Source organism: Syntrophomonas palmitatica JCM 14374 (genome assembly GCF_001311885.1).
Taxonomy (GTDB): domain Bacteria; phylum Bacillota; class Syntrophomonadia; order Syntrophomonadales; family Syntrophomonadaceae; genus Syntrophomonas_A; species Syntrophomonas_A palmitatica.
On record NZ_BBCE01000023.1, the window covers coordinates 1 to 14,802 of the forward strand.

A 14,802-nucleotide genomic window follows, 5' to 3' on the forward strand; every position below is an offset into this window, starting at 1 on the left:
GGATACACCATATTTAATAAGTTCTTCAAGAGAGGGTGGGATGAAATAATTATAGTCAGCAGAATCTTCCCCTATACAGCCCATCCTCTTTTGTTCTTCCCATGCTGCTTTACATGCTTGATGTGCCCATTCTCTGGCTTTAATAGTTTCTCCTGATTCAATATGTAAAAAGGATCTTTCAATTTATCACTCCCCTCATAATCAACCAAGAATAAATAATTTTATTTGGGTGTTCATAAATAAGTTTTAGTAGGCCGTATTCTAGGATATATTTTTTATACGGTTTCAGCCCGTATTCTAAGATAAAAAAGTATATACGTCAAAGGTTTTTTATCTTAGAATATACCTTCTAAGTTAATTTTTTATATAGCATATTTGCTATAATGTCTATATTATATATTGTTAAGAAAGGAAACTATCATGGATGATCTTAACCGGCATATAGAAGATAGTCTTAAAGAACCTGCTTTTACCGAAGCGTGGTTAGAAAGCGAACTTGCACATGAAATCATCAGGCAGATTATTGCCTTGAGACTGCAACGCGGTTTAACACAACAAGAGGTAGCGAGCCGTGCAGGTACAACTCAGTCCGTCATCGCACGGATTGAAAACGGTAAACGGTGAACAGAATATTAGTATAAAAACCCTTTCAAAACTGGCTAATTTGCCTGTTATTTAGAACTTATCTATTTCCTAGATTTTTGGTTCTATGTTATAACTAAACAAAAAAATCGCATTGCTTGAAGTTTTGAGCTATAATTTATTTAATCTACCAGATGCCTAAGTTCAGGGTTGGCTCGACCTTGCAGGAAAGAACTTGATACCTGCATAAATTAGAGTTTTTATCTGGTAGATTTTTATTTATATCCTCATTTTCATCATAAATTACCTCCTTTCCTTTGGGACTGGAAAGTTATCAAGAACTTCTCAGTTTATTATTTCTCAATAAAACCGATGATTGTTATTTCGGAAAAATAAAGTTGCAATTGCTAGAAAAAGAGATTATTAATCTTAATGAAAAAACCCCTCTAGGATAGTTCCTAGCGACAAGACGAACCGCCGCCTGGCAACCTGCAACCCTCAGTTGCCCTTTCGGGCATCTGTGGTTGCTTTCCCCTGCTTCGCAGGGATTTTCTTTTTTTTTTGACATAAAAAACCCGCTTCTTGCGAAGCGGGTTAAATTATAGTTTATAATCCTTTGCCAAAACCTTTAGCCATAGCAGTTAAAAATGGGGCTGCATACACTACAGCTACTGCCATTAGTATTACTGCCATACCAACAATTGATATTTTTAGTAAACGATCTAGGCTTAATGCTGCCGCTATTATTATTATAATTGCACCAACAACCAAGCCAATTAGCGCCAAATTAGGTACAACATCAGCCCCAGCTTTATAGGCTTTTATTAGCGCAGTATTTAATCTACTGGCTCCTTCTTCTGGGGATATAGCAGTTACGCCATTGCCAGATTCTATTTGCGTATCTGATGACACATAATCAGCATTTGATTCATCTGTATAATATATAACCTCATTATCTGATGTTGTTGCAAAAACCACAGGTGCAAATACCATTATACTTATCAATATCAATATAAATATGGCTATCTTCTTCATAATAAAAACCCTCCTTTAAATTAGATTCTCCACTGCATTGGGTCGTCATTTATTGACCGATTATTCCCTGCGGGATTATTGTGCCTTGGTGAACGGGGTATGCCAGTGTTTTGTGTTGGATTAGCACTAGGGCTTTCTGTTGAGTGTTTTTCTGCAGGCCCGTTCTCGCTAATATTTCTATGTTTCTGACTAAAAGCAGCAACGCCTTGATGAAAATTTGTTCCCTGATTAAATCCCTCAATAGGATTGTTGTTAGATACTGCTCCTATTAAACCTGCAGCGGCTTCCAATGTAGATGCCGGCTTATGAACAGCGTTTTTCATCCCAGAATAATCAGAATATTGCCCGGGTTCCAGAGGGACTTCTACAGTGGCGGTTTTCTGAATTCCGCTGGCTATTTGCTGTCCTGCCCATTGCATCTTGCCGCCAATTCCTTGCGCTTTACTTAATCCTTCTCTGTTTGCGGATGCACTTTGAACAGAATTTTTAATAGCTGCACTGCCAACATGAACTGCTTTTCCTGCAACTCCTACTCCTGTTTGAGTAATATTTTTTGCCCCCATGCCAATTATAGAAGCCATGCCAGGGTTTACCCCCATTAAAGGTGCAGCCATTGACATTCCAACTGCTGTTCCCAATGCCCCTGCTGTTTTATTTCCTATCGGAGAAAACCGGGTGACATTTGCCAGAGTTCCTTTTGCTTGGATGCTCTGTCCTTGGCTTACTGCCCCAAAGGGACCAGTTCCACCAAAGGCGCCACCACCCATGCTAGACATACTCCCTAAAGAAAGCGGACTGTTTGCTCCTTGTGATCTTATGCCGCCAGGTCTTATTGTGGCTTTGCCCATAGTGGCTAAACCACCAAGCATACCCATTGCTCCACTAGCCAAACCTTCTTCATTTATACCCAGGAACCGTAAAAATCCCTGGAATATGTTACGTATTATATTGGTAAAAGGTATTATAAGTATTAAAGCTACAAATGTTGCCCACCATTGACACTTATCAGGCAACTGAGGAATAAATGATAAAAAGAATAATATTGAAAAGGCATGAACAAATTGCATGAAACTGACTGATGTTATTTCACCGAACCATACTTTAATGGCTGTTTGATTATCAGTAATGGCCCATATCCATATCAAAAATGGTGTTATAGCCATTAAACCCGATAAAATAAGTCCTCTAATTAAGTAAAGGATATTAAAATAAATCATTAAACCTACAAACGCCAATTTTATTATTGCTGTTGTTAATATATGCCCAGTTTTGATATTATCTAGAAACGTCCCCCCTGCGCCTTGGAATTGATCCAATGCGCCCATGCTGCCTGCAGCGTTTTTACATAATTCAACCCCTGCATTATTAATTTCGATAAATAAATGAAGTATTAAAGGCGCGGCCCATATGATCAAAAATGCATAAATATAGCGTTTTAAGCCTTTCATTGCTTCTTCGCGTTGCTTCGGTGCATAAGCAGAAAATTGGATCTTTATGCCTGTATATATTATCCCAAGCAGAACTAACCCAAAAGAAGCAAAATAGAACACTTCAAACCATTTTTCTATTGATTCCCATCCTGCTTCATTGATAAAGGGTGGTATCGGATAATCTTCTTTGCCTTCGTTAAAAATCAGTTCATTTAAGTCTAATAAACCAAGTTTTCGTAATGCAGCCACCATCATATTAATAGGTGCAGCTAACATTTTATCTATCCAGCCACCATTGTCTTCTTGTACCGTGGCTGTAGTTGCCCCTGACGTTGCAGTGTCTGCAGCATTTGTTAGTCTTATACTACCGGCTAGTTGCGTTTTGGATGTTTCTTCGCCGCTGCTCGATTTAACTTCGGCAGTTAGCTGCGTTGCGTCATTTAAAGTGCTGCCATACATATCAGCATTACCGATCTTAATTGGCACACGATACGTTCCCTGCTGTTTGCCGTTCGTTTCTATTGTGTGAGTTCCGCCTAAATCATAATATCCCGTTGCACTTGTTTTGGCATTGATTTTTATTTTGGTATCTTGCGCCGCATCTGGACATTTCCAATTAACCACCATGTAGCCAGCTAGGGTTTTGTCGCCGCCATTGTCAGGGTCATATTTTATACTGCAATCTAATCCTGCAGCAAAAACTGGCACAGTAAACGTAAAACATAAAAACAAAGCAACCAAAAAAGTTTTTTTAAGCATCTATCTTTCCCCCAAGCCTAATATTTCAGCTTCGATTGGGATTAATTGATTGTAAATTGGAACTATATTTTTTTCGGTTATTAATAATCCTGCTCCCGTTGGGCATGTTTCGATAAACTCTTTTGCGCCTTCTGAAAGAGAATATATTTCTTGAACATTGTTTATTTGCGAAGGATGCGGTTTAAGAATAATACTTGTGGCACAGCTTCCTATTATGGCTTCGCTTCATCGCTACGTGTAAACTCTATAAATGATTGCGAGGCTATATTTAAACCAGTTTTGTATTTTCTCGCTCTGCGCCCCAGGTTTTCTAAATGCTCTGCCGTATCTTTATGCCTGGCAAACATCCAACCTTCATCTAGGTAAACGTCTTTCTTAATATGCGGTTGCTTTTGGGTAAATGTCGCCCATACCCACCCCAATATAACTGACATTACATAAAGACGGGTAAATTCATCTTTTATACGGTGTATATCAAAACAAACCAACAATTCATCTTTTAACTGCACAGTCGATTGCCCATCAAACATACCCAATGACCCACCACGTATCATAGGCTTTATTAAGGTTGCTATCCTTTCGGCTTTATACTTGCCTTCTAATGCTCGATGTAGATCAGTTATGGTTGGAAGCCTTTTTTTACGGCCAACAACCGAAAGGTTTTCAGTATCGTTTTCATACAGACTCTGTGGGTTTGAGGTTATGCCTATATTTGCATATACTTCGCGTATTGATTCTTCGATAGCCACGATTTCTTCTGCAGTTAATCCCGTTCCAGCTTGTTTTTCTACAATCAGGCCCAGAATTGACCTGATTTCTGCTACCTTGTCCAAAATATTTATACGAGGGCCGTTCTCTGGGTCTTCTTCAATATCAATTTCCATCAGATTTATCATTGGTTCCTTGAATGAATCTATTTCGATTACAGTTCCTCCTGCTTTGCGTACCCATGCTGCTATATGCCCTTCTTCGGGATCAATTAAAACACTTTTGATTAAATGTAAGGCTGACCTTAACGCTTTTGTGGAAATAAAAACCGTTTTCCCCGATCCAGTCCATCCTATACACATCATATGCGGGTTAGCTAATTCCGGGGCTCCAATAAATGAGTTGTAAAATATTGGAGTTTGGGAAAAATAATTTACACCCAGAAGTATTCCGCTAGAATGGGAATATTCAAAACCCGTAAAAGGCATCATAGATATTATTCCGCCTAGTGTTACGTTGCGGTATATATCTAATTGGTTATTGCCAAAAGGCAAAGAACTTTTCAAGGCTTTGTCTTGTATAAACTGCATAGTTCTGGCTTTTGTTGCTTTTCTTGCTAACAAAGACTTCAGGTTGTTTGTAATGTAGTCTAACTCGGCTAGGTTTTTTGCGTATACCGTAAACGTGGTAGTCATGTAAAACATTCTATCTCGGTTTGAATATATTGCATCACGAATCCCTTCTAGGTCTTCTATAGCTTGCCTTAATTGTGGTAGCGAATAAATATTGCCTTTTTCTTTGTCTATTAGCCACTGTGCTTCAAATATAGCTATTTTTTTGGTTAATTGGTCAATGACTGTACGATCTGGCACAGGGTCAATATGTACCGAATAATCTAAATCCCCAAGATTGAATACTTCATCTAACCATCCTAATTCAATATTTCTGCAATAGGTTGATAAAACTAATGTTCGCCCGTATCGACTGCCCTGTTTAAATTCTGTTTGCATTATTTCTATACCATCTGGTGCTACAAGATCTTTTATTCTGGCTGTGCCCTGTATAATATTTTTAGCCAACATAGAGGTCTAACCCTCCTTCGTTATAACATCTGCTGCTTTTAGTGTATCTCCCCGGTTTAATACTCCATGTAAAAAAGTAACTACTTCAGGGTAGATAAAACTCCACCCTTGATTCCTGACTGATTAAGTCCGTTGATAATAACCATTGAGCGGCGGGTTAGTTCGGAATAAACTACTTCAAAACCTTCTCGTGAAAAATATGGAATGATTATATACGGGTGTTTAACCATGACGTTGTTTGTATACCTTAATGCGGTTAATGCTTCTGACATAACCAGGTTGTATTCTTTTAATACTTCAGGAAGATCATAATAATAATTTTTAATTTCCTTCACTGCATCTATAGTGTCGATTAGTTCTGTGGTTAGATAAATCTGAACGGGAAAAGTTATTGAGTTCGCCATTCCTAATAATCCGTTTATAACTATAGATTTCTCTGCTATTGACATAAGATAGTAGTTAATAGTACCTGCTCTTATAATTAATGCATAATAGTTATTAGGAAAAACCATAACCCCCTTTTTAATATCAAGGATATTTATAAAATCTTGTGCCGATAAACGGACATTCTTTCCCTTTGTTTTGCTCTTTGTTTCGGTATCTATAATATCTCGTTGCTCGGCTCTATCCAGCAGTATTTTAAATATATATATAACTGTTCCTATCAGAACCAAGTAAATCAGCCCGATCATTATAGGCTTCATTCTATCAAGCCTCCCAGACGTAAATTTTTTTGCATACGTCTGTAACGGATATATAGCATAATATATTTGTCCAGACTGATGCCATTGGTAAAATTGGGAAAGGTATCTACTTTTATAAATGCCAATGCTAAAAACATAAACAAAAGCAGTACCCCAAATATTATTTTTAATATCATTGGAACCGGAAACATACACCCTATAAAAATTAATATTATTGCACAAGCAATATAGCCAATTTGGCGAAGCGATAACACTCCGCCAATCATTTTTTCTTCTCCTGTTATATCGAGAGGCATTAAAAACTGTGTCATATAACTCACCTTTATCTTTAATTAAACGACTTGCCTACACCCAGGAATACACCTGCAAAAAACATAGCGCCGCCTACAAGAATAGCACCTAACAAAACATAACCAAGGCCCCCCATTGTGTCTTTTCTTTTTTCGGGCGAATAGGCGCTCATGAGCATCTTTACACCGCCGAAAATTACAGCTAAAAGAATGATTGTACCGCCCAGCGGTGTAAAGTATTTTGTAACAATATCAACAAGCTTCGTATTGAAATTTTCAGCATCTACTTCAGTAACTGCTGCCAACGCCGGATTGGTAACTAAAAACGTAAACAGAAAAGCGTAACAAGCGATAAGGCTTCCTCTAATTTTCCCCATAAATAGTCCTCCTTAAATAATTTTGATTAAATAACCAACCAACATAACAATAATAATCCAGCTTAAAATCTTGAATGATACTCGCAAAAAAATACGGGCAACTGCTAATAATAGAGCTGCCCCTGCAATATAAGGGAGATAATGCACCAGGTTTGATGTTAATTGGTTTAAAATATTAACTAATATTTGACCACTTCCTTTCCTGCCGGTATGAAATCTGAAAGCCTTTATTTTCGTATAAGGCTATCCTCCGCTTTGATTGAGCATAAAATATATCATTTTCTGTAGCAGGTAATATTTGATCACAAAAATCTACCACTATACCATATTCTTTACCTGGAGCCGGTCTGCGCACACGTCCTACCTTTTGCATTAACTCAACCAAACTTGTTCCTCCATGAGCCAATACCAATACTTCAGCTTCGGGTAAATCAATGCCTTGTTTAAGGATTGAACTTGCTATTAATATTTTAATCTCCTGGTTTTTAAACTTTTGAAGGGTTTCTTTTCGTTCCTTTGTCGATGTGCTGCCATGTATAAATGGAGCATTCAATAATTCAGCTAACTTGTTACCGTGATATATGTCTTTAACTAATACTATAATCTGTTTGCCTTGATGTGATTTTACTGCATTAACGACTTTACGAGTACGTTCCCAATGATCAATAATTTCCTTGTCGTATAATTTGTAATATTTCTTTGTTCGAGTTGGGAAGTGCTGAACAGGATAAATCTCAACTTGAACGGGTAATATATACCCGCCTTTTATTAGTTCATCCTCAGTTATCAGTTCTTCTATCGGGCCTGTAGCTGCTTCAATAAATATTTCCTTGCCATCTTCCCGATAAGGTGTTGCTGTCAAAGCATAAGAGTAATAAGCATTGGATATTTTGGATACTGCAAAAATTGTTTCAGCACCTAACATATGGCCCTCATCAATAAATTGACATTGTACTGTCTCTAAATAATTTTTTATTTTATCCCAACGTGCATTTTGAGTTTGCTGGCAACTGTAAATGGTTTGTATCGAGGCTATAGTAATTGGCTGAATAGTAAAATGTCTGCCTCCTATTTTACCTACCTTAATCCCTAATACATTTTCAAACACTTCCGCGGTTTGTTCCAATAAGTCCAAAGAATATGTATAAAACACTGTTGGAACGCCTAACTGCGCAATTATAAATGCACTTAACAGGGTTTTCCCCGCTCCAGTTGCCATTACTAATGTGGCCCGGTTGGGTATCTTGTTATCTTGAATCTGCTTACAAGCTTTTATTTGATAGGGCCGGGGTGTTACTCCAATCACTTTGGTTTCCAATTCCTTGTTTGGCTTTGCAGGCAATGGATGTTCAATGTAGCTTTTTAAAACGAAATGGCGCAGAAAAGTTATTATACGGCTGTATAATCCAGGCGGAAATACAATTATATAAGCATCTTTGTTTTTGCCTACATTGATTAAACTGCCGATTTTATGTTCATCTTCCTCTGTATATTCATATGAACACAAGTCATAAATGGATTTTAAAAATAATTGCAGATTTTGATTGCCTGTAACTTTGAGCCTATCTCCTTTAATTTCAACCGCTAAATCCTGAAATATGTTTTTAGGAACGGTTTGAATGAAATTCGGAAATAAGTGGCCCGGGCTTATTATTCCGTTGCATACTGCTCCATAAAGATTTCTTGCCGGTACAGTCCAATACGCCCCCAAGGGATCTTTGTTATTGAACTCCCTTCCTGGTATTTTTTTAATCTTTTCAATTAAAACAGGATTATAGTTAAAATAAAAGCGAGCCAAATTTGGCTCAAGCGGTATTATTTGCATGGCACTTCTCCTTTGGCGATATAAAAACTGATTGTTTGTGTATAGTTATTTCTGCAGGAAAATTCTGCGATTTCATTTCGCTTACAATTTCCCGAACTGCTTTTTTGCAATTTTAATTGCAAATTAACTGAATAATTTTCAATCAAAAGCGTTTCTATAATTTGTAATACACTGGCTGGGTCTTGTTTATGCGATGCGTGCATTGTTATCATAGTAAACCTCCAATATATTATACATTTGACCCTTTAACCAAACTGCTGGAGCCTCTCCTGCGTTAAGCACTTCCTTTATCATACGAAGCGCTCTTTCTGCCTTTTCCTGGTTGGCATCTTTGATGATCGTGTTGTTATTAGTTTCAGCTAAAATAGCTTCTCTTAACTGGCGTGTTGAAAGCGCCTGTATACAGGCTACATCCATCCATTTTTGCGGATTGGTTGTTTTGGCCGCTATGCGATGATGCGTAAAACTTTTGTCCAACGCCCTCATATGCGGTTCAGGAAAGGCCCTGAATGTTTTTATACTTTCCCTAACACTGGCTGGCGAGCAGCCTACTAATGAAGATATTTCAGTAACTTTAATTTTCATATCAACCATAGCGGTTAATACTTCGGCCTTAAGCCATTTTGCGGTTTCTTCGGCTTCATCGCAATTGCAGTAAACCTGCAAGACTTCTTCAAGGTTTTTCCCAAAAAACAGATTTTTTTCTTCGGTAAAAATATAGTCTTTGGGTAGTGTATTGTTTACTAAGAGGCCAATGATTTCACAAATCTCAGTCGGGGTTTTCCCTTCCCGGCGAGCAATTATTTCAATTAAACTCCACCGAGGAATATTGCCGCTATGTGTCTTTGTGTGGCATTCAGGGCATAGACAGATTAAGTCTTCTTTTATGTCCAGATTTCTGTCTTTATTCCAACCTCTCGGTCTTACATGATGCGATGCCACCCTTTTTCGGAATAGGTTCCGCAATATTCACATATTTCATTTGCAATTAAATATTGATAACTCATCCTATCATCTCCTTTTGATTTACCCGGCATTTAGATACCTGTCTATAAGATCTAAATTATTTGTCCAGGGCATTTCCGGTAACGTATTTATAATAATCTTTCCCCACGGTTTTTTTATGCGTGGGTCACATATAACCAATACTCCCTGTTGTTGAGAACTCCTGATTAATCTTCCTACTCCTTGTTTAAGTTTTATGGCACAACGCGGAAGACTCAGATCTATAAAAGGGTTACCCCCCCTGGATTTTATAAAATTATATTGAGCTTCTTTAATAGGAGTTGTTGGCACTTCAAATGGTAGTTTGGTAATGATAACGCAATTAATTTTTTCATCTACACCTTCCCAAAAGGTATCTGTGCCAAAAAGTACGCTGTTTGGGTTATTACGAAAATCCGTAAGCAATGATTCTTTTGAGCCTGTCCCCTGTATTAGCCAGTTAAAACCTCTTATTTTGCTGGTTACTCTCGTATAAATATCCTGCATTGTTTTATACGAAGTAAACAGTATAAAGGTTTTGCCGGGAGCTTTTTCTAAAACACTTATTATCGTGTTGCATAGATAAGAGTTGTAATTATCCATATCTGGGCTTGGGGCATTATTTGGTTGATAAACTATAGCGTTATCCTTGTAATTAAAAGGAGAACGAAGCCTCAAAGAATAACAATTTTCGGTTAATCCTAAATTTTGTTTAATTATCTTAAATGATTGATTAACTGATAATGTTGCAGATGTTATTACTGTGTTTTTGGTTTGCCAAAAGTCGCGTAATTTAGCAGCTATGTTTAATGGACAATAATAAATTTCTTTATTTTCAGCCCAATATACATAGCCTGTTTCGGTTTGATACAACCATATTTTTAATTGGTCTATCAGGCTTAAAATTCTTTCCGTTAGCTTTATGAGTTCTAATTGAACAAATTGAACTTGGTTTATATTTATGGTGTTGTTTAGTACAGGCATGACACCCTGAAGCACTGCGAGCAATTGTTCAGCATAGGGGTTATTTGTTGGTTCAATAAACCTTTTATCTTCCAACGAAAGAAAAAAGTCGATAGCTGCATTATTAATGTCCTGTTGAAATTGCTTAATTTTGCCCAATGCCCTGGCTTTACGGAATGCGCCCTGACAGGTTTTTGAGTTTGTAACTGCTTGTAGTTTGAAAAAATCATATTGATTAATGGTTGTGGTAAATATCGAATAGGCATTGGTTTCAAAATTATGCCCTTCATCTAAAATTAAAATATCGTATTCAGGAAACACTTTCTGGATATAATAATCTGATAAAACTAAGGCATGGTTTGTGACAATAATATCGGCTTTTTTTAATCGTTGTCGGGCCTTATTAAAATAGCATTTTCTTTTATGAGGACACATTTCTTCGAGACAAGCAGTGGATTCTGCGCATACTACAGACCACAGTTTTTCGTTGTATTGAAAAGGGATATGACTGCGATCCCCTTCCCGCCCTAGTTCTGTTTGTAGCCAGGTATTTATCTTATGAATAAATTCCTGCTTTTCAGTAGATGAAAACAGGTTATATTCGGATTCTTCTAATTTATGCAAGCAAACATAGTTGTTTTTGCCTTTGGCTTTTTCAAATGTAAGGTCGGGATAATAATGCAATATAAATGGTATGTCTTTATTGTAAAGTTGTTCCTGTAAATTAATCGTATTCGTTCCTATAACTACTTTGGCTTCAGGAGATGATTTAATATATTCACAAACAGGGATCAGGTATCCGAAACTCTTACCTATTCCCGTTCCAGCTTCTACCACAAAAGAGTGAGACGGCTTTTTTGCAAAATCTAAAAACCGGCGTATATATTGTGACATTTTAATCTGTTCTTGACGGATTTCTGGAATGTTTTGCAATCCGGATACCACTCTGGTTAATGCGGCATGAATTTCAGTATCTAATTTATTCTTTATTTATAATCCCCCCAATTTTTTTACAGAGGTACGCGCGTACCCTATTTAGGTACTAGCCATACTGAATACTCAGTTGCTCCGGTTCCATCTTTCACTGACTCTAAAAATTTTGAACCCTGCGGTAAAAATTTACCTTCTCCTGGGTAAAAAATAGTTGCTATATAACCCTCTTCTCTTGCCCTTAATGCAATACTGGTTTTGGCATTTAATTTATTAATATTAGGGGTAAACCGAATACAACCATATGAACGAAGTATTAACTCTGCTCTTGCTAATTCTTCTACGGAAGCATCTAGGTCATTTTTAAAAGCGTGATAATACATTTCCAGGGCGATAATATTTTTAGGTAATAGTTCTTCTCGTTGTATAAAAAGATTTTTTCGTTCTTCGTTTGTCATTTGTCTCGTGGTCACCTTTTTATAGTCTGTCTTTGTTCGATAATACCAGTTCATTCCTTTGCTTCTTTTGTTAGCTGAGTGCATATTCTGTTTTTCCGATAAAAACTGCATCTGTTTAACTGTTTTGTTGTTTTGTAATGAGCGACTGCTTTCTTCTTCAAAAATATCCATAATAATTTCAATATCTGATTTTTCTAATTCGCATATCTTGTCTTTGATGCGTTTCCATTGGGCTTTTATTGTGCCTTTTGCGATGTTAAGCGTTTTACTGATTTCATTGTAGCTTTTTCCCTGACAAACAAGTGCGTATATTTCTTGTTGCCTAGGTGATAATATTTGTAAAATATTACATTCCATAATACACCTCTATCTAATCTTATTGATTATTTTATTGGTTTTTAGTTTAATCTTTTTGATTAGTTTGTCAAGCTGTTTTGTTATATTGATGAGGTGAATCAGGGAATTGTATTTAATTGATAGATCTGGAGATTTGCGCAATAATAAACGAAATGTTTATATGATTTACTTAATGCAAAATGTATTGTTATAATGAACCATAAATATTAAAAAGCTGAGGGGTAAATTTGTGACTGAATATAATAAAAGCAAAAAAACATATCATCCTACATTTGGGAGAATATTGAGGCGTTTAAGAGAAGAATATGGGGTTAATGCTATTCAATTAGCTGAATTTTTAGGTATTAATAAAAACCATTATCAGATTATTTCACAGTGGGAAACAGGAAAAAGAGAACCAAATTTAGTTCAGGTGTGTAATATTGCTAATTTTTTTGGAGTCACTACTGACATGCTGTTGGGAATGCAAGATATCGAGCTTATTGAACCCAAGATCGCAATTTTTTTACGACAAAACAGAGATGCTTTAACCTCAGAAGACGAAGAAAAAATCATGAAAATATTGTCAGCTTTTTTAAAATAAGGTGGTTATGTGTCGTATTTTAACATTTAGCAGATGATAATAAATTTTGATAAAAATTTTTTGGGGTGACGTCATTTCTATTTATGTTGTTTTTTTACGAGTTTTATAGCAAACTGTTAGTTACAAGAACCTAATAGGAGGTGGTCGTATACTAATCCAAACTAAACAACCGCGAAGGGGATTGGTTCAAAGTATAGCTAGCTCATTAAAGCTTACTTTGAACGAAAATTGTCAAACTTTGTTTGACTATTTGCAAGAATTAGCGGTAGTGGTGGAGATTAATGAAATCCCTGATGAATGTGTCCTTATTAAAAACGATCAGATAATTGTTTTTATTAAGCCATCGACAGGGGAAGATGCAATATTACAATTAATTGCACGTATACGATTAAAACACGTTAAATACTATGATACGTATCCGGAATCATTAAAAGCCATTCTGGATGATGAAGTTGCACTCTTTATGCAATCTTTTGAGCAAGAACTTGCGTGTCTTGTCTAAATCCTTCTATAAGGGATCATTAAAAAGGCTTATGTATATACATAAGCCTTTTTAATTTATTCAGTTTTTAGTTTTATTTGAACTTCCAAAATAATTTTGTTATTTGGCCTGAAGGTTCTTTCTAATACGTCTTTAGGAATCGGAATTTGCCCGTTTGAAATAAACACGGCTGCATCGTCAATCCCTTTGCCGTATCCTTCAGACCAATTAACTGGAAGGGCGCTGATGCCCCTTCCAAATAGTTCTTTCAGAAGTTCAATTTCGGCTTTTTTAACATGGGGATTATCCTTAAAATCCATATCATAAGCTACGGCTGTCCTTTTAACCCCCATTTCAACTGCTTTTTCAGCAGCCTGCCGATACAATGATACGCCCGGTATGCCCAAAAAAGGCATATCGGTATATTGGGATGCTATGTCTGCTTTTAACGGGCCTTCTGTCAGCCAAACCCGATTATTTTGCAGACTCTTACCTTCTGGTACTGCTACATGAATCAAAGCCCCACAAGAACATCCCTTTTTTCGACCAGCAGAAGAAAAACTTATATATTTACCAGGTATGTTTTTGTTTTGTGTTTCCAGGTACGTTCTATAGTTATCGTCAACTCTAATTTGAAACCCTTGGATCATACGGGTTTCGTCTTCAACAGGAATAAGGAATCCAGGCAGGGTTAGAAACACCCACTGCCCATACTTATCTTGAAAGAATCCTGGTATTCCCTCAAGGGGATAACCTTCCTTTAAAAGCAGATTACAAATCCCTCTGGTAGATTCCCAACCTACAAGAGATTTATACTGCCTTTTATTAACAATATCATCAGAAAGACCTCGATCCGAAAGGTCTTCGCGGTGTCGTGGTGACAATATCAATTTGTTAAGGAGTGCTCGATAGACTGCATCCCTTGTTTTAATATCAGCTACCGGGGCATCTTCCCACTTGGGGCCGTTATACCATCTTGCCTGACGAAGTACTTCCTTCCCCCTGGCTTCACCAAACAATTCATTAGCCATTGTCCAGGCATTTCCACTATGGCCACATCGGGGACAACGAAAAACACCTTTGTCTGGGCGAATAGTCAAATGCCCTTGTTTTTTTGTATCGGCCCCCAAGTAGGAGAACTCACACATCCAGCAACGAGTGGTGAATTGTCTCCCCCCCTGTATAGGAGTAAGAGATAATCCTGCTGCCTGGGCTACCGCTAAAATATTAACTTGATCTGTAGCAGCCCCCAAC

General features: G+C 37.0%; 14 protein-coding genes. 3 read left to right on the top strand and 11 right to left on the bottom strand.

Features of this window, described 5'->3' with window-relative positions:
* The first annotated feature begins 420 nt into the window (after positions 1 to 420).
* Positions 421 to 624: a helix-turn-helix domain-containing protein gene (locus JCM14374_RS11735; protein WP_054697627.1), complete on the top strand. Its 204-nt coding sequence runs from the start codon at positions 421 to 423 to the stop codon at positions 622 to 624.
* Positions 625 to 1,188: 564 nt separating this feature from the next.
* Here JCM14374_RS11735 and JCM14374_RS11740 read toward each other — a convergent pair.
* The 10 genes from JCM14374_RS11740 to JCM14374_RS11790 all read right to left on the bottom strand — a co-directional run bounded on the left by JCM14374_RS11740 (position 1,189) and on the right by JCM14374_RS11790 (position 12,484).
* Complete coding sequence (locus tag JCM14374_RS11740; RefSeq protein ID WP_054697628.1) at positions 1,189 to 1,617, bottom strand: hypothetical protein; 429 nt, start codon at positions 1,615 to 1,617, stop codon at positions 1,189 to 1,191.
* A gap of 20 nt (positions 1,618 to 1,637) precedes the next feature.
* Positions 1,638 to 3,806 (bottom strand): pilin, encoded by a 2,169-nt coding sequence (locus JCM14374_RS11745; protein ID WP_054697630.1) that lies wholly within the window; start codon positions 3,804 to 3,806, stop codon positions 1,638 to 1,640.
* 212 nt (positions 3,807 to 4,018) lie between these two features.
* Positions 4,019 to 5,596 (bottom strand): VirB4 family type IV secretion system protein, encoded by a 1,578-nt coding sequence (locus JCM14374_RS11750; RefSeq protein WP_054697632.1) that lies wholly within the window; start codon positions 5,594 to 5,596, stop codon positions 4,019 to 4,021.
* 80 nt (positions 5,597 to 5,676) lie between these two features.
* Complete coding sequence (locus tag JCM14374_RS11755; RefSeq protein ID WP_054697634.1) at positions 5,677 to 6,300, bottom strand: hypothetical protein; 624 nt, start codon at positions 6,298 to 6,300, stop codon at positions 5,677 to 5,679.
* Complete coding sequence (locus JCM14374_RS11760) at positions 6,297 to 6,611, bottom strand: PrgI family mobile element protein (RefSeq protein WP_054697636.1); 315 nt, start codon at positions 6,609 to 6,611, stop codon at positions 6,297 to 6,299. Before JCM14374_RS11760 ends, JCM14374_RS11755 begins: the two co-directional genes overlap by 4 nt.
* A 17-nt stretch (positions 6,612 to 6,628) precedes the next feature.
* A complete protein-coding gene (locus JCM14374_RS11765; RefSeq protein ID WP_054697639.1) occupies positions 6,629 to 6,967 on the bottom strand; it encodes a TrbC/VirB2 family protein in 339 nt (112 codons plus the stop codon).
* A 175-nt stretch (positions 6,968 to 7,142) separates the two neighbouring features.
* A complete protein-coding gene (locus tag JCM14374_RS11770) occupies positions 7,143 to 8,792 on the bottom strand; it encodes a DEAD/DEAH box helicase (RefSeq protein ID WP_054697641.1) in 1,650 nt (549 codons plus the stop codon).
* Positions 8,793 to 8,978: 186 nt separating this feature from the next.
* Complete coding sequence (locus JCM14374_RS11780; protein WP_054697647.1) at positions 8,979 to 9,734, bottom strand: HNH endonuclease signature motif containing protein; 756 nt, start codon at positions 9,732 to 9,734, stop codon at positions 8,979 to 8,981.
* An 84-nt stretch (positions 9,735 to 9,818) separates the two neighbouring features.
* Positions 9,819 to 11,672 (bottom strand): ATP-dependent DNA helicase, encoded by a 1,854-nt coding sequence (locus JCM14374_RS11785; RefSeq protein WP_054697651.1) that lies wholly within the window; start codon positions 11,670 to 11,672, stop codon positions 9,819 to 9,821.
* Positions 11,673 to 11,770: 98 nt separating this feature from the next.
* Entirely contained in the window at positions 11,771 to 12,484 is a 714-nt protein-coding gene (locus JCM14374_RS11790; protein WP_054697654.1) for a response regulator transcription factor, read from the bottom strand.
* 229 nt (positions 12,485 to 12,713) lie between these two features.
* Here JCM14374_RS11790 and JCM14374_RS11795 point away from each other — a divergent pair, with 229 nt between their 5' ends.
* Together JCM14374_RS11795 and JCM14374_RS11800 are read left to right on the top strand one after the other, a co-directional pair.
* On the top strand, positions 12,714 to 13,067 hold the full coding sequence (locus JCM14374_RS11795; RefSeq protein ID WP_054697657.1) for a helix-turn-helix domain-containing protein: 354 nt from the start codon (positions 12,714 to 12,716) through the stop codon (positions 13,065 to 13,067).
* A 181-nt stretch (positions 13,068 to 13,248) separates the two neighbouring features.
* Positions 13,249 to 13,569, top strand: coding sequence for a hypothetical protein (locus JCM14374_RS11800; protein ID WP_054697660.1), 321 nt, complete (start codon positions 13,249 to 13,251; stop codon positions 13,567 to 13,569).
* A gap of 56 nt (positions 13,570 to 13,625) precedes the next feature.
* On the opposite strand, the gene JCM14374_RS11805 is transcribed toward JCM14374_RS11800, so the two are convergent.
* Positions 13,626 to 14,801 (bottom strand): DUF3854 domain-containing protein, encoded by a 1,176-nt coding sequence (locus JCM14374_RS11805; protein WP_054697663.1) that lies wholly within the window; start codon positions 14,799 to 14,801, stop codon positions 13,626 to 13,628.
* Position 14,802 lies beyond the last annotated feature (1 nt).

Excerpts from the sequence above, each read along its gene's own strand:
- JCM14374_RS11790 (WP_054697654.1), bottom strand. The coding sequence starts at position 12,484 with ATGGAATGTAATATTTTACAAATATTATCACCTAGGCAACAAGAAATA.
- JCM14374_RS11755 (WP_054697634.1), bottom strand. The coding sequence starts at position 6,300 with ATGAAGCCTATAATGATCGGGCTGATTTACTTGGTTCTGATAGGAACA.
- JCM14374_RS11745 (WP_054697630.1), bottom strand. The coding sequence starts at position 3,806 with ATGCTTAAAAAAACTTTTTTGGTTGCTTTGTTTTTATGTTTTACGTTT.
- JCM14374_RS11765 (WP_054697639.1), bottom strand. The coding sequence starts at position 6,967 with ATGGGGAAAATTAGAGGAAGCCTTATCGCTTGTTACGCTTTTCTGTTT.
- JCM14374_RS11740 (WP_054697628.1), bottom strand. The coding sequence starts at position 1,617 with ATGAAGAAGATAGCCATATTTATATTGATATTGATAAGTATAATGGTA.
- JCM14374_RS11760 (WP_054697636.1), bottom strand. The coding sequence starts at position 6,611 with ATGACACAGTTTTTAATGCCTCTCGATATAACAGGAGAAGAAAAAATG.
- JCM14374_RS11770 (WP_054697641.1), bottom strand. The coding sequence starts at position 8,792 with ATGCAAATAATACCGCTTGAGCCAAATTTGGCTCGCTTTTATTTTAAC.
- JCM14374_RS11735 (WP_054697627.1), top strand. The coding sequence starts at position 421 with ATGGATGATCTTAACCGGCATATAGAAGATAGTCTTAAAGAACCTGCT.
- JCM14374_RS11750 (WP_054697632.1), bottom strand. The coding sequence starts at position 5,596 with ATGTTGGCTAAAAATATTATACAGGGCACAGCCAGAATAAAAGATCTT.